Below are 18,390 nucleotides of genomic sequence, written 5' to 3' on the forward strand. Positions count from 1 at the left end.
CATCAGACCGCCTTGGCCGCCCGGTCGCGTGCGGTCTGCTGTTGGACCACGATGCCCTGACGGGTCTCGTCGAGAATGCGGGCGATGATCGGGTCGGTCTGGATCGCGCGCCAATAGGCGGCAAGACGGGGCAGGGCGAGCAGCGGGTCGGGCGTGCCGAACGCGCCAGGGATCCACTCGCAGGCCAAGATCAGTTGCGGAGCGATGGCGCCGTCAGCCTGGGTAAGGCCCTTGCCGACCGCATAGCCGTCCTCGCCGATGAAGTCTTCCAGATAGGCCAGGGCCTCGGCCAGCTTATCGACGGCCGCCTCGACTACCGCTGGGTCCCAGTGACGGCGCGAACGTCCCGCCAGGGTGAACAGCGGGACCATGGCCATGACCACGTAGAAGTCACAGATGCGCGAGAGCAGCCGCATCTGCGCTCGCTCCCAGGGATCGGACGGGCGAAGAGCCGGTTCGGGATAGGCGTCCTCAAGGTACTCGCAGATCACCTCGGACTCTGGCAGGGCCCGGCCGTCGTCGAGCACCAGGGTCGGCACCCGGCCGATCGGATTGACCTTGAGATACTCGGCCTTGGTTTCCTCCGACGCGCCGAAGCCGGGCGGGTGGATGATCTCGACCTCGATCCCCTTGGCGTAGAGCAGCAGCCGCACGCGGCTGGGGAACGGCGAGTCATAGGTCTGAAACAGCTTCACCGGTCCGTCCTCCCGACGCGAATTGGTCGATGACAGCATGGCGGGCGTTCGGTAATCCGCAAAGCGAGGAGAGCCCACATGAACACTGAAGACGTCCTGGAAGAGTTCCGCGCCTCGGGCGCGCTGCGCGAAGGCCATTTCGTGCTGTCGAGCGGCCTGCACTCAGGGACGTTCCTGCAGAAGAACCTAGTGTTCCAGTATCCCGAGCGTACGGCGCGCCTCTGCAAGGCGCTGGCCGAGAAGATCAAGGAAGCTGTGGGCGAGGTCGACCTCTGCATTTCGCCGGCCGTCGGCGGCATCATTCCCGGCTACGAGACCGCGCGGCAACTGGGCGTGCCCTCGATGTACGTCGAGCGCGAGGGCGGCGAGTTCAAGCTGCGCCGGGCGTTCGAGATCCCGCCGGGCGCGCGGATCGCGATGGTCGAGGATATCGTCTCGACCGGCCTGTCGTCGCGCGAGTGCGTGGAAGCCATCAAGAAGGCTGGTGGCAATGTGGTCGTCGCCGCCTGCATCGTCGACCGCTCCGGCGGCCGGGCCGATCCGGGCGCGCCGTTCGTGGCCTTGGCGCGTCTGGACGTGCCGGCCTATCCGGCCGACCAACTGCCGCCGGAACTGGCGGCGATCCCGGTCGAGGACCCCGGCAGCCGGAGACTGAGCAAGTGAGCAAGCTGCGGCTGGGCGTGAACATCGACCACGTGGCGACCATCCGGAACGCCCGTGGCGGCAGCTACCCAGATCCCGTGCGGGCGGCCGAACTGGCCATAGCCGCGGGCGCGGACGGCATCACCGCTCACCTGCGCGAGGACCGTCGGCACATCTCGGACGCCGACATCGAGGCGCTGGCGGCGATCACCCGCAAGCGCGGGCGGCCGCTCAATTTCGAGATGGCGGTGACGGACGAGATGGAAGCCATCGCCCTGGCTCACTTGCCGCATGCGGCGTGCCTGGTGCCCGAGCGGCGCGAAGAGCGCACGACGGAGGGCGGTCTCGACGTCATCGGAGGCCACAACCAAATCGCCCCGGTGGTGAATAGGCTGGTTGCAGCTGGGGTGAGGGTCTCGTGCTTCATTGACGCCGATCCGGCCCAGGCCGCTGCGGCCAAGAGCATGGGCGCGCAAGTGGTGGAGTTCCACACCGGCGCCTATTGCGACGCCGTGCGTGAGCGATCGCCTGACGCTCCCGGCCTGCTCGAAGGTTTGCGGGCAGCCGCGGCGGAAGCGGGCCGACTTGGCCTTGAAGTTCATGCCGGCCACGGCATCGACTACGAGACCGTCAAGCCGATCGCAGCGATCCCGGAAGTGATGGAGTTGAACATCGGCCATTTCCTGATCGGCGAGGCGATTTTCGTGGGGCTGTCGCCTGCGATCCAGCGCATGCGGGCCTTGATGGATGAAGCGCGCGCGGGGAAGGCGGCGTGATCATCGGCATCGGGTCCGACCTGTCCGACATCCGTCGGGTTTCCGACACGCTGACGCGGTTCGGCGAGCGGTTCACCAACCGGATCTTCACGGAAATCGAACGGACCCGGTCGGAGCGGAAGCCGGACAAGGCGTCGAGCTACGCCAAGCGGTTCGCGGCAAAGGAAGCCTGCGCCAAGGCGCTGGGCACAGGCATGAGGGCCGGCGTTTTCTGGCGCGACATGGGCGTGGTCAACATGCGCTCGGGCCAGCCGACCATGGCGCTGACAGGCGGCGCCGCCGAGCGGCTGGCGAAGATGACGCCGCCGGGCCACAAGGCGGTGATCCATCTGTCGCTGACCGACGACCACCCCTATGCGCAGGCCTTCGTGATCATTGAGGCTGTGCCGGAGTAGCCGGCTAAGCTCTGGCGAAACGCCGCTCCAGGCGCGGCCAGAATATGTTCAGCGCCAGGCCGCTCATGACCAGGGCGGCCGCCATCAGCTTCCAGGCAGGCAGGCTCTCGCCGAGAAACACCGCCGAGGCGCCCATTCCGAACACCGGGACCAGCATGGCCATGGGGGTGATGGTCGCGGCCGGATGGCGCGAGAGCAGCCAGCCCCAGGCCGCATAGCCGAACAGGGTGTTGCCCACCGACTGCCAGAGCACGGCGGCCCAGGTGGCGGCGTCGGCGGCGCGGACGCCCTCGATCATTGCGGTCGGCCCCTCAAAGGCGAGGGCGAGGATCAGCAGGGGCGGGACGGAGAACAGGCTGGCCCAGACCACGTAGGCGAGCATGTTCACCTGGCCGGCCGCCCGCGAGAAGGCGTTGCCGCCGGCCCAGCTGGCCGCGGCGGCCAGGACCAAGGCCAGGCCGATCCGCGTCACCGAGGCGTCGGTGTTGTGGCTGACGATGACCAGCAGCCCGATAGCCGCCAGCGCCAGGGCGACGATCTGGAAGCTCCGCAGGCGCTCCTTGGCCAGCCACATCGCCAGGCCGATGGTGAAGAACACCTGGGTCTGCACGACCAGGGAGGCCAGGCCCGGGGAGATGAAGCCGTTGATCGCGATGTAGAGCAGGCCGAACTGGCCAGCGCCGATCAGGACCCCGTAGGCGGCGAGGTTCTTCCAAGGCACGTCTGGCTTCTTGAGGAAGAACACAGCCGGCAGCAGGGCGAAGGTGAACCGCAGCACAGCGAAGGTCAGCGGCGGCAGGTGGTCGAGGCCGATGCGGATGACCACGAAATTGGTGCCCCACACCGCCACGACGGCGAGAGCGAGCAGCACGTGGCTCAGGGGCAGGCCGGGACGAGTCATGGGCCCCTGATACGCCTCCAGCGTGCGGCGACAATCCAGGAAAGTTGTCGCGGGCCGCAGAGCCGCTGGATATCTCGCCGCATGCGCCGGGCTCGAGGAAAGGTCTATGCTGGCCTTGAGTTTCCTTCTACAGCCGCAAAATGGCCGTATCGCGCCATGAGGAGAGTCCGCTGCGGCGCGCTTGCTCAAGGCCAGTGCAACGTCTAGCTAGGCGAACTGTCCGCTGCTTCGGGCCAAGGATGTAAGATGACCGACCGCGCAGAGACCACACATCCTGAAAAGGCCAGTGGGGTGAACGACTTCGTCGAGATCGTGAAGACCGTCGCCTATGCGCTGCTGATCGCGTTGTTCCTGCGCGTGCTGTTCTTCCAGCCCTTCACGATCCCGTCGGCCTCGATGGAGCCTACCCTGCTCGAAGGCGACTACATCATCGTCTCGAAGTACTCCTACGGCTACTCGCGCCACTCGATCCCGTTCAGCCCGCCGATCTTCAAGGGCCGGATCATGGAGCGCGCGCCCGAGCGTGGCGACGTCGTGGTCTTCAAGCTGCCGCGGGATGGTCGCACCGACTACATCAAGCGCCTGATCGGCGTGCCTGGCGACCGGGTGCAGATGCGCCAGGGCCGGCTCTGGATCAACGGCAAGGAAGTCGTCGACAAGGAGCTGCCGCCGGTCATGATCGACTCCGGCTACGGCTTCACGCGGAACGTCCAGCGGTTCAGGGAGACGCTGCCGGGCGGCAGGTCCTTCGTGACCTATGACTTCGGGCCGGACGGCGAGGTGGACAACACGCCCGTGTTCGTCGTGCCCGAGGGGCACTACTTCTTCATGGGCGACAACCGCGACAACTCGCTCGACAGCCGTGTGCCCGCCGAGATCGGCGTCGGCTTCGTTCCGGCCGAGAACCTGGTGGGCAAGGCGCAGATCATTCTGCTGTCCTGGAACCCGGGCGCATCGCTGTTCAAACCCTGGACCTGGGTGATGAACGCCCGGCCCAGCCGGTTCTTCAACATCCTCCAATGAACAAACGAGAAGTCGCGGTCGCCGAGCTTGAAGGCCGCATCGGCCACGTATTCCACGACCGCGAGCTTCTGGAACGCGCCCTGACTCACGCCAGCGTCGGCGACGGAGCGCTGAAGGTGCGCCACTACGAGCGGCTGGAGTTCCTGGGCGACCGGGTGCTGAACCTGTTGGCCGCCGAGCGCCTGATGGCGCTGAACTCGGAAGCCCGGGAAGGGGAGATGAGCCGGCTGATGGCGGGGCTCGTCAACTACCATGCCTGCGCCCGCGTCGCCCGGCGGATCGGGCTGCCCAATGCGTTGCGCATGGCGCCGAGCGCCAGCAAGATCGGCGCGCGCGACAAGGACACTGTGCTGGGCGACGCCTGCGAGGCGCTGATCGGCGCCATCTATATCGATGACGGCCTGGAGGCCTCCCGGGCGTTCTTCCTGGAGTTCTGGGCCGAGGAATTCGATCGGCTGGACTCGCCGCAGGTCAAGGATCCCAAGACCCAGCTGCAGGAGTGGGCCCAGGGCCGCGGCCTGCCGTTGCCGCTCTATCAGGTGGTCGGCCGCGAAGGCCCGGCCCACGCGCCTTCGTTCACGGTTTCGGTGACCGTGGGCGACTATGAACCCGAACTTGCCGAAGGCCGTTCCCGTCAGGAGGCCGAAAAGGCCGCGGCCACGGTGATGCTGCTCAAACGCGAAGGACCTCAATGACCACCCGCGCCGGCTTCGCCGCGATTATTGGTGCCCCGAATGCGGGCAAATCGACCCTGACCAATCGACTGGTGGGGGCGAAGGTCACGATCGTGACCCAGAAGGTCCAGACCACCCGCTTCCCGGTGCGCGGCGTCGCCATGGAAGGCGAGTCGCAGATCGTGCTGGTCGATACTCCCGGCATCTTCTCGCCGCGTCGCCGACTGGACCGGGCAATGGTCCGTTCGGCCTGGGGCGGAGCCGACGAGGCTGACGTCACGGTGCATCTGGTGGACGTGCAGGCCGAACTGGCCGCCGCCGAACCCGGCGCCAAATCCGCTGACAAGCGATCGGCCGCCGATGTTCAGACGATCGTCGAAGGCCTGAAGACCTCCGGCAAGAAAGTCATCCTGGCGCTCAACAAGATCGACGGCGTCAAGCGCGAGCGTATGCTGGCGTTGGTTCAGGGCCTCTACGACGCCGGCGTCTACTCCGAGGTCTTCATGATCTCGGCCGCTGACGGCCAGGGTGTCGATGACCTGAAGACGCGGTTGGCGGAGCTGATGCCAGAAGGGCCGTGGCTCTATCCGGAAGACCAGACCGCCGACCTGCCGGCGCGCCTGCTGGCCGCGGAGATCACTCGCGAGAAGCTGTTCCTGCGCGTGCACGAGGAGCTGCCGTACGCCGCGGCCGTCGAGACCACCGCCTTCCAGGAGCGCAAGGACGGTTCTGTCCGCATCGAGCAGTCGATCTATGTGGAGCGCGAGAGCCAGCGGCCCATCGTGCTGGGCAAGAACGGCCAGACGCTGAAGTGGATCGGCCAGAAGTCGCGCGAAGAGCTGATCGAACTGTTCGACCGCCCGGTGCACCTGTTCCTGCATGTGAAGGTGGACGAGCGCTGGGCCGACAAGCGCGAGTTCTATGGCGACGTGGGCCTGGATTTCGACGTCTAGAGCCCTAGGTTGGCGTCATGATCCCGACCGCGTTCGGCTGATGGAATTCGAGGACGACGCCTATGTGCTCTCGGCGCGCGCCCACGGGGAAACCGGGGCGATCGTCGAGCTGCTGACCGCGAACCACGGCAAGTACGCGGCGCATATCGCCGGCGGCGCATCGCGACGGATGAAGCCGTTCCTCCAGGCCGGCGCGCGGACCATCGTCCACTACCGAGCGCGGGTGTCCGACCAGCTTGGCTCGGCTCAGTTGGAGCCGGTGGGAGAGGGGCCCTCCGCCCTGTTCGACGACCGCATGGCGCTGGCCGGACTGTCCGCCGCCGCAGCTGTCGCGGCCGCGGCGTTACCGGAACGCGAGCCGCATCCTGGCGTCTTCTTCGCCTTCGAGGCGCTGACGGCGGCCCTGGCGATGCCGGAGATCTGGCCGGCGGTGTTCGTTCGGTTCGAGGCGGGCCTGCTGCAGGAGCTGGGCTTTGGCCTGGACCTGTCGAAGTGCGCGGCGACGGGGTCGGTCGATGATCTGATCTATGTCAGTCCGCGCACCGGACGAGCGGTCAGCCGGGGGGCGGGGGAGCCGTACAAGGACCGCCTGCTGCCGTTGCCGCCGTTCATGCTGTCGGCGCAGACCGGGCTGGCGGCCGGCGACGTAAAGGCCGGCCTGGACCTGACGGCGCACTTCCTGGAGCTCTTCGTCTTCGGGCCGATCAACAGGCCGCTGCCGCCGGCCAGGGTCTGGCTGATCGATCGCCTGGCCGAAGGCGAGCGGCTCTAGCCGTATCCGCCGCGGGGACTTCCGCCGCGGCGCCCGTTAGAACGGAAGTGAACTGCGAGTTTGATTCGACCATGACCAAGCACATCCCACCGCCCGGCGACGGGGACGGCGACCGCATCATCGACGAGCCGCTGACCGAAGCGCTGTCGCGGCGCTATCTGGCCTATGCGCTCTCGACCATCACCGGCCGGGCGCTGCCCGACGTGCGCGATGGGATGAAGCCGGTCCACCGGCGGCTGATGTACGCGATGCGCCAGCTGCGGCTGGACCCGAACACCACGGCCAAGAAGTGCGCCCGCGTGGTCGGCGACGTGATCGGTAAGTATCACCCGCACGGCGATACGGCGGTCTATGACGCCCTGGTGCGCCTGGCCCAGGACTTTGCCCAGCGCTATCCGCTGGTCGACGGCCAAGGCAACTTCGGCAACATCGACGGCGATAACGCCGCGGCCATGCGATACACCGAGTGCAAGCTCACCGTGGCCGCCCAGCTGCTGCTGGACGGCATCGATGAGGACGCCGTCGACTTCCGCCCGACCTATGACGGCGAGGACGAAGAGCCGGTGGTGCTGCCGGCCGGGTTCCCGAACCTGCTGGCCAACGGTTCCAGCGGCATCGCCGTGGGCATGGCGACCTCCATCCCGCCGCACAACGCGGCCGAGCTGATCGACGCCTGCCTGGTGCTGCTGGAAGACCCGAACGTCGAGACGTCGCGGCTGATGGATCACGTCCAGGGCCCGGATTTCCCGACCGGCGGGATCATCGTCGAGCCGCGCGAGAGCATGCTCGAAACCTACGCCACCGGCCGCGGCGGGGTGCGGGTGCGGGCGCGCTGGGAAAAGGAAGACACCGGGCGCGGGACCTACCAGATCATCGTCACCGAGATCCCGTATCAGGTGAAGAAGGCCGATCTGGTCGAGCAACTCGCCGACCTGATCGAGACGAAGAAGGCGCCGCTGCTGGGTGACGTCCGCGACGAGAGCGCCGAGGACGTGCGCCTCGTGCTGGAGCCCAAGAACCGCAACGTCGAGCCAGAAGTGTTGATGGAGAGCCTGTTCAAGCTCTCGGCGCTGGAGAGCCGGTTCCCCGTCAACATGAACGTGCTGGACGCCAAGGGCGCGCCGGGCGTCATGGGCCTGCGCCAGCTGCTGCAGGCGTTCCTCGATCACCGCCGCGAGGTGGTGGTGCGCCGGGCGCGCTTCCGCCTGGATAAGATCGAAGCCCGTCTGCACATCCTGGACGGCTTGGTCATCGCGTTCCTGAACCTGGACGAGGTGATCCGCATCGTCCGCTATGAGGAAGAACCCAAGGCCAGGCTGATCGAGGCCTTCACGCTGTCGGACATCCAGGCCGACGCCATCCTCAACACCCGGCTGCGCCAGCTGGCCAAGCTGGAAGAGATGGAGCTGCGGCGCGAGCACGCCGAGCTGGCCGAAGAGCGCGACGGGCTGCTGAAGATGCTGGCCTCGGACCGCGCGCAGTGGCGCCTGGTCGGCGTGGGCCTGAAGGACGTCCGCGCGATCCTGGGTCCCGACACCAAGCTGGGCAAGCGCCGCTCGACCTTCGACACTGCCCCGGTCGTGGATGCTGAGGCGGCGATCGAGGCCATGATCGTGCGCGAGCCGATCACGGTGATCCTGTCCGAGCGCGGCTGGATCCGCGCGGCCAAGGGCAAGGTCGAGGATCCGTCGGAGCTGAAGTTCAAGGAAGGCGACAAGCTCGGCTTCATCGTGGCGGCCGAGACGACCGACAAGCTGCTGATCTTCGCCTCGGACGGCAGGTTCTTCACGCTGGGTTGCGACAAGCTGCCGGGTGCGCGCGGGCACGGCGAGCCGCTGCGCCTGATGCTGGATCTCGACGACAAGACCGACATCATCGACATCTTCCCCCACAAGCCAGGGACCAAGCGTGTCATCGCTTCCAAGGAGGGTTACGGCTTCATCCTGCCCGAGGAGGAGGCGGTCAGCTTCCGCCGGGCCGGCAAGCAGGTGCTGAACGCCGGCGCCAAGGGCGCGGCCTTCGCGATGCCGATGAGCGGCGACCACTTCGGCGTCGTCGGCGACAACGGCAAGATCCTGATCTTCCCGCTGTCGGAGCTGCCGGAAATGCCGCGCGGCAAGGGCGTGAAGCTGCAGACCTACCGCGAGGGCGGCTTGCGCGACGCCGTGGTGTTCAACGCCGAGGACGGCGCGACCTGGATCGACACCGCCGGCCGCACCCGTGTCTGGGGCGAGTGGCGCGAGTGGCTGGGGCGGCGCGCCGCGGCCGGCAAGCTGGCGCCGAAGGGCTTCCCGACCAGCAAGCGGTTCAAGCCGAAATAAGCCCGCCGACACCTTGTAGGTGTCGGGTGCAACGCTAAGCTTCGCCCACCGATGTTCGGGAGGGGAAGTTCATGAAGCGCCATTTGCTGGCGACGGCTCTGGCCGCGGTTTCGCTGACTTGGACCGCGTCGCCGCTCGCCTGGGCCAAAGAGCCGGCGGCGGCGCTGGCGCCCGCCGCGAGCCCGGAAGCCGTCGGCTTCGACAGCGCTCGGCTAAAGCGGCTGGACGCGGCGATGGCCAAGGCGGTGGCGGACGGCCGCGTGGCGGGCGTGCAGACCCTTCTGGCGCGGCACGGCCAGGTCGTGGCGTTCAATTCTCATGGCAATGCGAACCTTGAGACGGGGGCGGCGCTGGAGAAGGACGCCATCTTCCGCATCTATTCCATGAGCAAGCCGGTCACCGGCGTCGCCATGATGATCCTGTTCGAGGAAGGCCGCTGGCGGCTGGACGACCCGATCACGACCTATCTGCCCGAGATGAAGGACCTGAAGGTCTGGAAGGGCGTGGACGCCAAGGGGCAGCCGATCCTGGAGCCGGTGAAGCGTCCGCCGACCATGCGCGAGTTGATGAGCCACACGGCCGGCTTCGGCTATGGCCTCAGCGACAAGCATCCGGTCGACCGGATGTTCCGCGACCAGCGCGTGCTGGGCGCGGCGGATCTCAACGATCTGACGGCCAAGACCGCGGCGATCCCGCTGATGTACCAACCCGGCGAGCAATGGAGCTATTCGGTCGCCGTCGACCTGCAGGGCGCGGTGGTCGAGCGGCTTTCGGGACAGAGCCTGGGCGACTTCATGGAGAGCCGGATCTTCAAGCCGCTGAAGATGGACGACACCGGATTCCACACCGGCGCGGCCAAGGCCTCGCGGCTGGCGACGCCCTATATCGGCAATCCGGACACCGGCAAGATCGAGGAAGCCAAGACGCTGTTCAATCAGCCGATCCAGAACTTCGTCGACAAGCCGAAGTTGGAATCGGGCGGCGGCGGGCTGGTCTCGACCACGCGCGACTACGCCCGCTTCGCGCAGATGATCGCCAACGGCGGCGAACTGGACGGGGTGCGGATCCTGTCGCCGGCGTCGGTCGACCTGATGGGGACCAATGTCATCCCGCAGGCGGCCCTGGTGTCGTCGAACGGCTCGACGGCCTCGTCGTTCAACGAGGCGGTCGGGTTCGGCCTGGACTTCATGGTGGTCAACGATCCGCGCAAGGCCGGCAGCCTGGAAGGCAAGGGGACCATGAGCTGGGGCGGCGCGGCCGGCACCTGGTTCTGGGTCGATCCGACCAACGACGTCGTCTTCGTCGGCATGATCCAGCGCTACGGCGGGACCGGCGGGCCGGACCTGGGCGGGCTGACGCGGACCCTGGTCTACCAGGCCCTGGTTGATCCGGCGAAGTAGGCCGAGCCGGGGGCGGAATAGGCCGCGCGCCTTGACTTTCGAGGCCCTACATGCGCCCTTCCGCCCTCGATTTTCAGAGCCTTAGCGACTCCCCATGCACGCCTACCGCACCCACACCGCAGGCGCACTTCGCGCCGCCGACACGGGCAAGACTGTCCGCCTTTCGGGCTGGATCCACCGCAAGCGAGACCACGGCGGTCTCGTGTTCATCGACCTGCGCGACCACTATGGCCTGACGCAGCTGGTGATCAGTCCCGAGACCCCCGGCTTTGACGTCATCGAGCGCCTGCGCGCCGAGAGCGTCATCCGGATCGACGGCGAGGTCGTGGCCCGCAGCCCCGAAACCGTGAACGCCAACCTTCCGACCGGTGAGGTCGAGGTGCGCGTGCGCACCGTCGAAGTGCTGTCGGAAGCGGCCGAGCTGCCGCTGCCCGTCTTTGGCGAGCCCGACTATCCGGAAGAGATCCGGCTGAAGCACCGCTATCTGGATCTGCGTCGCGAGACGCTGCACCGGAACATCGTGCTGCGCTCGAAGGTCATCCATTCGATCCGCAACCGCATGATCGAGCAGGGCTTCCTGGAGTACCAGACGCCGATCCTGACGGCCTCGTCGCCTGAAGGCGCCCGCGACTTCCTGGTGCCCTCGCGGATGCACCCGACGAAGTTCTATGCGCTGCCGCAGGCGCCCCAGCAGTTCAAGCAGCTGCTGATGGTCTCGGGCTTCGACCGCTATTTCCAGATCGCGCCCTGCTTCCGCGACGAGGACCTGCGCGCCGACCGGTCGCTGGAATTCTACCAGCTCGACGTCGAGATGAGCTTCGTCACCCAAGAGGACGTGTTCGCCGCGATCGAGCCGGTGATGCATGGGGTGTTCGTGGAGTTCGGCGGCGGCAAGCGCGTCTCGCCGATCGACCAGTCGATGTCCTACGAGGACGACTTCGGCAAGACGATCGAGCACAAGGGCTTCGAGCGCCTGACCTACGTGCAGTCGATGGCCCGCTACGGCACCGACAAGCCCGACCTGCGCAACCCGATTATCATGCAGGACGTCTCCGAGCGCTTCCGCGGCGGCGGCTTTGGCCTGTTCGCCCGCATCCTGGAAGACGCCAAGAACGCAGTCTGGGCGATCCCGGCCCCGAAGGGCGGCAGCCGCGCGTTCTGTGACCGCATGAACAGCTGGGCGCAGGGCGAAGGCCAGCCCGGCCTGGGCTACATCTTCTGGTCCGAGGACCAGGGCGGTTGGGGCGGCCCGATCGCCAAGAACCTGGGGCCCGACGCGACCACCGCGCTGATGGCCGGCATCGGCATGGGGCAGGGCGACGCCGCCTTCTTCGTGGCCGGCGATCCCAAGGTGTTCGTGAAGTTCGCGGGCAACGCCCGCACCAAGGTCGGCACGGACCTGAACCTGGTCGACGAGGACCAGTTCAAGTTCTGCTGGATCGTCGACTTCCCGATGTTCGAGTGGAGCGAGGAAGAGCAGAAGGTCGACTTCTCGCACAACCCGTTCTCGATGCCGCAGGGCGGTCTTGATGCGCTGTTGAATCAGGACCCGCTGACCATCCGCGCGTTCCAGTACGACATCGTCTGCAACGGCTACGAGCTGTGCTCGGGCGCGATCCGGAATCACCTCCCTGAGGTGATGGTGAAGGCGTTCGAACTGGCCGGTTACGGCTCCAACGTGGTCGAGGAAGAGTTCGGCGGCATGCTGAACGCTTTCCGTCATGGCGCGCCGCCGCACGGCGGCCTGGCGCCCGGCATCGACCGGATCGTGATGCTGCTGGCCGGCGAGACCGCCATCCGCGAGGTCATCGCCTTCCCGCTGAACCAGCAGGGCCAGGATCTGCTGATGAACGCGCCTTCGGAGGTGCTGGAAAAGCAGCTCAAGGAACTGCACATCCGGCTCGCGCCGCCGATCAAGGTCTGAGGGCCGATCGAGAGAAAAGGAAAAGGGGGCGAAAGCCCCCTTTTTCATGTCCGCTTCAGTCGATCGCCGCGAAGTGGCGCGGGCCGGCCGGGGGCGCGGGCGGCGCCGGCGGTGAGGGAGGGGCGCTGCGGCTCACGACCTTGACGCGCGCGCCGCGATGGCAGGCCTTGGGCGTCAGGCCGGCAGGCGTGCGGGTCGAGGCGTCGGCGCAGGCGTCGTCCAGTTGATCCTGCTCCAGCCCCTTGGCGCGTGAGAGGTCGACGCCGGCGATGTTGGCGCCTGTCAGGTTGGCGCCGCGGAAGTCGGTGTTCACGAAGGTGGAGCCGCCGAGGTTCGCGGCGGTGAGATCGGCGTCGCGGAACGAGGCGTGGTCGAACGCGGCCGAGCCGAGGTTAGCTCCGGCAAGCTCGGCGTCGCGGAAGTCGGTCGCCCGTGCATTGACCTTGGAGAAGTTGGCGGCGCGCAGTTCGGCTCCGCGCAGCGAGGCGTTCGAGAGATTGGCCTTGCTGAAGTTCGAGCCCGCGGCCGTCGCGTCGCGCATGTCGGCGCGGGCCATGTTGGCGCCGCCAAAGTTCACGCCACGCGCTTCGACGTCGCGCAGGCGGGCGTCGGCCAGCACCGCGCCGTTGAAGTTCGCGCCGACCATCTGGGCGTCGGTCAGGTCGGCCCGCGAGAGGTCCGCGCTGTTGAAGTTGGCGCCCAGGAAGCGGGCGTCCCGCAGGTCGGATCCGACCAGGGCGGCCTGCGCGAAATTGGCGCCGACGAACTGAGCGCCCGCCAGTTTGCGGCCCGACAGCTCGCACTTGGCGCAGGCCCCACCGAAGGAGACCATCCGCGCCACGTCCTTGTCGCCCATGTTCGCGCTGGCCGCTCCGGGCGCCGCGACGAGGGCGGCGGCGAGGACGGCGAGGGTGGTCAGGGAACGCGTCAGACGGAACATCGAGGCTTGGCGTTGTTGGTCCATGATCTGAGCATGTGCGCTCGACACCCTGTGGACGCTACTTAATTCGCGGTAATTGTCAGCGGCTTAGCTAACAACTGGGGATGCGCAGGCCGCCCGGAAGACGTGTGTCGCCGTCGCCGCACGCCTGGTTCAGTTGCGCCTGCGACAAGCCGCGTGCGCCATCCAACTCGGCGCCGGAAAAATTGGTCCCGCTGAGCTTGGCGCCCGCGAAATTCGCCCCGCTGAGGTGCGTGCCGACAAAGCTGGAATTGGTGAGGTCGGCGCCGGCGAAGTTCGAGCTGGAGAATACGCCGCCATAGGCTTCGACGTCGCGCAGGTCCGCGCCGGAGAAGTTCACGCGGTTCATCACGGCCAGGGAGAGGTCGGCCTGGCGCAGGCGCGCACCCGCGAAATTCTGGCCGCGCATTTCCAGCCCGGCCATGTCGGCCTGAAAGAGGTTGCACTTGGGGCAGCTGGCGCCGCGGCGGGCCTGGCCGATCTGGCCGGCGTTCTGGGCGCTGGCGGGCACGGCCGCGGCCAGGGCGGCGAGCACGCCGATCAGGGCGAGCGGTTTCATGGGGAACCCTCCGACAAGGGCTCCTTGCTTAGCGGTGAAGCTTTAAGGCGAGGTGACTGGGGCGAACGCCGTCATCCGGTCATGTCGTCGCCGTGCGGCGCGGCGCGGGTACCGCAGGTCTCGCAGATCAGGCTGGCGCCCTTGCGGACCACGGCAATGTCGCCGCAGGCGGCGCAGACGTCGGCCTCGGCGGCCGGCGGGCGGGCCGCGGCGCTGGGCAGGAAGACAAGGTTGTCAGGCGCCGCGCCGCGGGCGAAGCCGCGCGAGATGAAGTGGCTGGCGGGCTGCGGGCCGTCCTCGTCGTCCTGCTTGCCCTCGCCCAGGCCGTCGGCGTTCAGCTCGTCCGGGTCGGCGTTGGCGAGGTCGTTGCGGGCCAGATAGGAGACGCCCAACTCGCGGAACAGATAGTCGAGGATCGAGGTCGCCGAGCGGACGGAGTCGTTGCCGGTGACCGGGCCGGCCGGCTCGAAGCGGGTGAAGACGAAGGCGTCGACGAACTCGTCCAGCGGCACGCCGTACTGCAGGCCGATCGAGATCGCGATGGCGAAGTTGTTCATCAGCGAGCGGAAGGCGGCGCCTTCCTTGTGCATGTCGATGAAGATCTCGCCGAGCTCGCCGTCCTCGTACTCGCCGGTATGCAGGTAGACCTTGTGGCCGCCGACGCTGGCCTTCTGGATGTAGCCTTTGCGGCGGTCGGGCAGTTTGCGGCGGGTGCGTTCGCGCTCGACGATGCGTTCGATGATCCGTTCCTGCTGCGGCGTGCGGGCTTCGGCCTCGGGTTCGCGGACGGTGCGAGGGGGCGGCTCGGTCGCCTTGGGCAGGTCCAGCACCAGGCTGGCCGGCGCGAGCGCGCGACGGACGCGCAGGGCCGGCGTCTTGGCGCGGGCGGCCAGGGCGATGAGGCCCGCGGCGTCAGCGGGCGTGGTGTCCCACTCAAGCTCCAGGTCGGCCATGGCCGGAACGGCGAGGGCGTGAGCGATCATCGCCAGCACGGCGAAATAGGGTTCGGGGCCGAGGTCGTCGGCAGTCTCGAACACCGCCTGTTGCGCGGCGGTGAGGAAGGCGGCCTCCGACAGCGCGCCGGCGCCGATAGCGTATGCCTGCGCCTGGGCGATCTGCTCGTCGTTGAAACCGGCGAGCTTCAGCACGTTGAGGGCTGGGTCGGCCAGGTCGGCCTCGGTGGCGCCCAGGACGTCGCACAGGAAGCCGGCGTCGATGGCGGCGAACGCCTCAGGCAGCGTGGCGGCGAACGGTAGCGCCGCCTCGGCCTGGGCGATCTCGTGCTCGGTGAAGCCGCGTGCGCCGAGCGCAGCGTGATCGATGCCGGGCGCCTCGGAGAGGTCCGGGCCGCCGAGCAGCCAGGCGCGGGACTCGGCGAGGTCGGCGCCCACGGCGGTGAGGCCACGCAGAGCGGCTTCCGACATCACGCGGGTCAGCACGCCGTCCTCGGTCTGGGCGACCGTGATGGGACCGAGCCAGGGCGCGGCGGACGCGGTGGGGCCGCCCAGGCGCAGGGCGATTTCCGGATCGTCGAACACCCCCAGGCCGCCGCTCAGCTTGGCGCCGGAAGCGACGCAGGCCGAAGCGGCGTGGCGGTAGAGGTCGCGGATCGCCGTGCGACCGGCCTCGGAATCGTAGGCCAGGCCCTGGGCCACCAGCCAGTCGGCGACGCCGGAAAGGCCGAGCGAGGCGCTGCGCTCGCCGCTGATCGCGGCCAGAGCGTTACTGAGCAGCGCGACGGCGGAGGCGAAGCCGGCGGCGTCGAAATCCTGTCCTGAGCCGAAGCTCATCAGGTTCACGGCGCCGCGTGCGCCGCCCCATGAACGGGCGACGCCTTGGGCGATCTCGGGCGTCAGGGCGACGGCGATTGCGCCGGTCTCCCAGGCGGCGGAGGCGAGGGCCTGTTCCGTCGAACCGGCCCCGACGCACACGAGCTCCAGGCCTTCGATGTCGCCGAAATCTGGATCGGCTGCGGCCCATTCCAGCTCGCCGGCCTTGGCCAGGCTGATCGCGTCCAGGATCATCGCGTCGGTGGCGCCGGCCGTGCGGGCGGCATCGGCGCTGCGGGCGAGGTTGGCGTTGGCGCGAAGGTCGGCGCAGGCGGCGGGGTCGCCCTCGCAGCGGAGGATGGAATCCATCACCGCCTGGAGGCGCGCGCCCATTTCCCGCGCGGCGGCTCTGGCCATCGCTCGGCCGCGATGCTGGGCCCGCAAGGCGGCGAGCGCGCCGGCGCAATCGGCCTCGCCAGCCTGGACGACCGGAACGGCGGAGTCGGGACGTGGGCCGGACATGGCGATCTGGCCAGCCAGCATCGCCGCGCCCAGGTCGCGGCGGAACGCGGCGCGCGCGCGGGCCGACTCGAACAGGCCGAGCGAATCACCGCGCTGGACGAGATCCTCGGCGAACCGGAAGACGGCGGCGGGCAGGTCGGCGTCCTCGCCGAGCCAGTCGAGCCAGGCTTCGACCCGCGCGTCGGTCCATGACGCAGGGGCCAGAACCTCGGTCACGCTGGAAGCGCGCTCGAGCGTCCGCCGTTCGATCCTTGCCGCTTCCACGCCCATATCCGGTTCTCCCGAGGGGCGAGTCTAGCAGCGTCGTTAACGCGAGCAATAGATGTTGCGGTTCAGGGGGCAACCATCCCCAACATATTGCGGCTCTCGCGCCGCTGGACGGTGGCCAGCCGGGCGCCTATAGTCCGCGCGCTTCCTGTCTGTCTGGAATTCCCAAACGTGCTCAAGAATATCTTCACCTGGTGGAACGGCGCGACCATCGGCATCCGTAACACCGTGGGTCGCCGTGGCGTGTTCATCGGCAAGGACGAGCTGGGCAACAGCTATTACGAAGCCAAGGACGACAAGGACTCCTACGACAAGGGCCGCAAGCGCCGCTGGGTGATCTACAACGGCTACGCCGAGGCCTCGAAGGTCCCGGCCGAGTGGCACGGCTGGTTGCACTACACGTTCGACGAGCCGCCGACCAAGGAGCCGCTGAAGCGGCAAGCCTGGGAACTCGATCACGTGCCGAACCTGACCGGCACCGTGCACGCCTGGAAACCGCAGGGCTCGATCGCCCGGGGCGGCGAGCGTCAGAAGGCGTCCGGCGACTACGAGGCCTGGCGGCCCGAATAGGCATGTCGCGGGGCCGCATCCTTGCCGCACTAGCCGTGTCGGTCGCCCTGGCGGGCGCCGGAATGGTGAGCGCGCAACCCGCTCCCCAACCAACGCCTCCCACGCTGCCCGTGCCGCCGCCGGCTACACCGACGCCGAACGGCGCGGCGCCGACGCCCGTTCCGCAGCTGCCGCCGCCCGACGAAGAGGCTCCGCCCGCTCAGGTCGCGCCGCCGCCGCCCGTGGTCGCGCCACCTATCGCCGCCGAAGAGGTCGAGGCCGCGCCGCCGCCCAAGGCGCAGGTGGCCGCCAAGCCGACTGAGGCCGCCAAGCGGGCGCGCTATGACGTGGCGGTGATCCAGGCTTTGGACAAGGTCTCGGCCGAATCCATGCGTTTCGAGGCCGCGGTCGGCCGTCCGGTCCGCTACAAGAACCTCGTTTTCACGGTGAAGGCCTGCGAACGGTCCGCGCCGGACGAAGCCGTCGAGGACTCCATCGCCCACGTCACGGTGGAGTCGCAGCCGCGCGCTGCGCCCGGCAAGCCGACGCCGCCGCCGCGCCAGACGTTCCGCGGCTGGATGTATGCGTCATCGCCGGGCCTGAACCCGCTCGAGCATCCGATCTATGACGCCTGGCTGATCACCTGCAGGGCGGCCGCGCCAGTCCCGACCGCCGTGCGCTGAAACAGAGCCTGCGCCTCGAGCGCGCGGGCCAGGCGACGGTGATATTCCGCACGAGGCACTTCCACCGCACCGAAGGTCGAGAGGTGGTCGGTGATGAACTGGGCGTCCAGCAGCCGGAAGCCATCGGCGTGCAGCCGGGCGACAAGGTGGACCAGGGCGACCTTCGAAGCGTCGGTGCGGCGGCTGAACATGCTTTCGCCGAAGAAGGCGCCGCCCAAAGTGACCCCGTAGAGGCCGCCGACCAGTTCGTCGCCGGTCCAGCACTCGACGCTATGAGCATGGCCCATCTCGAAGAGCTGGGCGTAGAGATCCTCGATAACCCCGTTGATCCAGGTGTCGGTCCGGCCGGGCTTGGGCGCGGCGCACTCGTAGACCACCTGGCGAAAGGCGGTGTCGATCCGGATTTCGAAGGGATCGCCACGGACGGTGCGGGCGAGGCGTCGAGAGATGTGGAATCCGTCCAACGGGATCACACCGCGCTTTTCAGGATCGATCAGGAAGACCCGGTCGTCTTCGCGGGCGTCGGCCATAGGGAAGACGCCGCGGGCGTAGCACTCAAGGAGCTCGCGGGGGCCAAAGCGCTTCATCTGGGTAGTCTAGGCGT

At 68.1% G+C, this 18,390-nt stretch carries 18 protein-coding genes; 12 read left to right on the top strand and 6 right to left on the bottom strand.

Annotation, left to right across the window (positions count from 1 at the left end):
* Window positions 1-2 precede the first annotated feature (2 nt).
* Window positions 3-695 (bottom strand): glutathione S-transferase family protein, encoded by a 693-nt coding sequence (locus tag ASC79_RS00985; protein WP_162244242.1) that lies wholly within the window; start codon window positions 693-695, stop codon window positions 3-5.
* A gap of 78 nt (window positions 696-773) precedes the next feature.
* Between ASC79_RS00985 and pyrE the strand changes: the two genes are divergently transcribed.
* Genes pyrE through acpS form a run of 3 tightly spaced genes read left to right on the top strand, consistent with a single transcriptional unit; the run spans window position 774 to window position 2,508 of the window.
* Window positions 774-1,358 (top strand): orotate phosphoribosyltransferase, encoded by a 585-nt coding sequence (gene pyrE, locus ASC79_RS00990; RefSeq protein WP_056018380.1) that lies wholly within the window; start codon window positions 774-776, stop codon window positions 1,356-1,358.
* Window positions 1,355-2,113, top strand: a complete 759-nt coding sequence (locus tag ASC79_RS00995; protein ID WP_056018382.1) for a pyridoxine 5'-phosphate synthase — start codon at window positions 1,355-1,357, stop codon at window positions 2,111-2,113. Before pyrE ends, ASC79_RS00995 begins: the two co-directional genes overlap by 4 nt.
* Window positions 2,110-2,508, top strand: a complete 399-nt coding sequence (acpS, locus tag ASC79_RS01000; RefSeq protein ID WP_056018384.1) for a holo-ACP synthase — start codon at window positions 2,110-2,112, stop codon at window positions 2,506-2,508. The genes ASC79_RS00995 and acpS overlap by 4 nt, the downstream gene beginning before the upstream one ends.
* 4 nt (window positions 2,509-2,512) lie before the next feature.
* On the opposite strand, the gene ASC79_RS01005 is transcribed toward acpS, so the two are convergent.
* A complete protein-coding gene (locus ASC79_RS01005) occupies window positions 2,513-3,409 on the bottom strand; it encodes an EamA family transporter (protein ID WP_056018386.1) in 897 nt (298 codons plus the stop codon).
* A gap of 246 nt (window positions 3,410-3,655) precedes the next feature.
* Between ASC79_RS01005 and lepB the strand changes: the two genes are divergently transcribed.
* The 7 genes from lepB to aspS all read left to right on the top strand — a co-directional run bounded on the left by lepB (window position 3,656) and on the right by aspS (window position 12,476).
* Window positions 3,656-4,432: a signal peptidase I gene (gene lepB / locus ASC79_RS01010; protein ID WP_056018388.1), complete on the top strand. Its 777-nt coding sequence runs from the start codon at window positions 3,656-3,658 to the stop codon at window positions 4,430-4,432.
* Window positions 4,429-5,127: a ribonuclease III gene (rnc, locus tag ASC79_RS01015; RefSeq protein ID WP_056018391.1), complete on the top strand. Its 699-nt coding sequence runs from the start codon at window positions 4,429-4,431 to the stop codon at window positions 5,125-5,127. The genes lepB and rnc overlap by 4 nt, the downstream gene beginning before the upstream one ends.
* Entirely contained in the window at window positions 5,124-6,059 is a 936-nt protein-coding gene (gene era, locus ASC79_RS01020; protein WP_056018393.1) for a GTPase Era, read from the top strand. The genes rnc and era overlap by 4 nt, the downstream gene beginning before the upstream one ends.
* A 40-nt stretch (window positions 6,060-6,099) precedes the next feature.
* Window positions 6,100-6,831, top strand: a complete 732-nt coding sequence (recO, locus tag ASC79_RS01025; RefSeq protein WP_056018396.1) for a DNA repair protein RecO — start codon at window positions 6,100-6,102, stop codon at window positions 6,829-6,831.
* A 71-nt stretch (window positions 6,832-6,902) separates the two neighbouring features.
* The gene (gene parC, locus ASC79_RS01030; protein WP_056020860.1) at window positions 6,903-9,152 is read left to right on the top strand and encodes a DNA topoisomerase IV subunit A; all 2,250 of its coding nucleotides are present in this window, start codon (window positions 6,903-6,905) and stop codon (window positions 9,150-9,152) included.
* A 71-nt stretch (window positions 9,153-9,223) separates the two neighbouring features.
* Window positions 9,224-10,552, top strand: a complete 1,329-nt coding sequence (locus ASC79_RS01035; protein WP_056018398.1) for a serine hydrolase — start codon at window positions 9,224-9,226, stop codon at window positions 10,550-10,552.
* A 94-nt stretch (window positions 10,553-10,646) separates the two neighbouring features.
* Window positions 10,647-12,476, top strand: coding sequence for an aspartate--tRNA ligase (aspS, locus tag ASC79_RS01040; RefSeq protein WP_056018401.1), 1,830 nt, complete (start codon window positions 10,647-10,649; stop codon window positions 12,474-12,476).
* A 55-nt stretch (window positions 12,477-12,531) separates the two neighbouring features.
* Here the strand turns inward: aspS and ASC79_RS01045 are convergent, their stop codons facing one another.
* The 3 genes from ASC79_RS01045 to ASC79_RS01055 form a co-directional block, all read right to left on the bottom strand.
* Window positions 12,532-13,440 (bottom strand): pentapeptide repeat-containing protein, encoded by a 909-nt coding sequence (locus ASC79_RS01045; protein ID WP_235528702.1) that lies wholly within the window; start codon window positions 13,438-13,440, stop codon window positions 12,532-12,534.
* Between the two features lie 67 nt (window positions 13,441-13,507).
* Window positions 13,508-13,996 (bottom strand): pentapeptide repeat-containing protein, encoded by a 489-nt coding sequence (locus ASC79_RS01050; RefSeq protein WP_056018404.1) that lies wholly within the window; start codon window positions 13,994-13,996, stop codon window positions 13,508-13,510.
* A 71-nt stretch (window positions 13,997-14,067) separates the two neighbouring features.
* Window positions 14,068-16,557 (bottom strand): hypothetical protein, encoded by a 2,490-nt coding sequence (locus tag ASC79_RS01055; protein ID WP_056018406.1) that lies wholly within the window; start codon window positions 16,555-16,557, stop codon window positions 14,068-14,070.
* 168 nt (window positions 16,558-16,725) lie between these two features.
* Here ASC79_RS01055 and ASC79_RS01060 point away from each other — a divergent pair, with 168 nt between their 5' ends.
* Together ASC79_RS01060 and ASC79_RS01065 are read left to right on the top strand one after the other, a co-directional pair.
* Window positions 16,726-17,124: an NADH:ubiquinone oxidoreductase subunit NDUFA12 gene (locus ASC79_RS01060; protein WP_056018409.1), complete on the top strand. Its 399-nt coding sequence runs from the start codon at window positions 16,726-16,728 to the stop codon at window positions 17,122-17,124.
* A 62-nt stretch (window positions 17,125-17,186) separates the two neighbouring features.
* Window positions 17,187-17,786, top strand: coding sequence for a DUF2155 domain-containing protein (locus ASC79_RS01065; protein WP_235528703.1), 600 nt, complete (start codon window positions 17,187-17,189; stop codon window positions 17,784-17,786).
* Here ASC79_RS01065 and aat read toward each other — a convergent pair.
* Window positions 17,726-18,373 (bottom strand): leucyl/phenylalanyl-tRNA--protein transferase, encoded by a 648-nt coding sequence (aat, locus tag ASC79_RS01070; protein ID WP_056018414.1) that lies wholly within the window; start codon window positions 18,371-18,373, stop codon window positions 17,726-17,728. The genes ASC79_RS01065 and aat overlap by 61 nt on opposite strands.
* Window positions 18,374-18,390: the final 17 nt, after the last annotated feature.

Source organism: Phenylobacterium sp. Root1290, assembly GCF_001425305.1.
Lineage (GTDB): Bacteria > Pseudomonadota > Alphaproteobacteria > Caulobacterales > Caulobacteraceae > Phenylobacterium.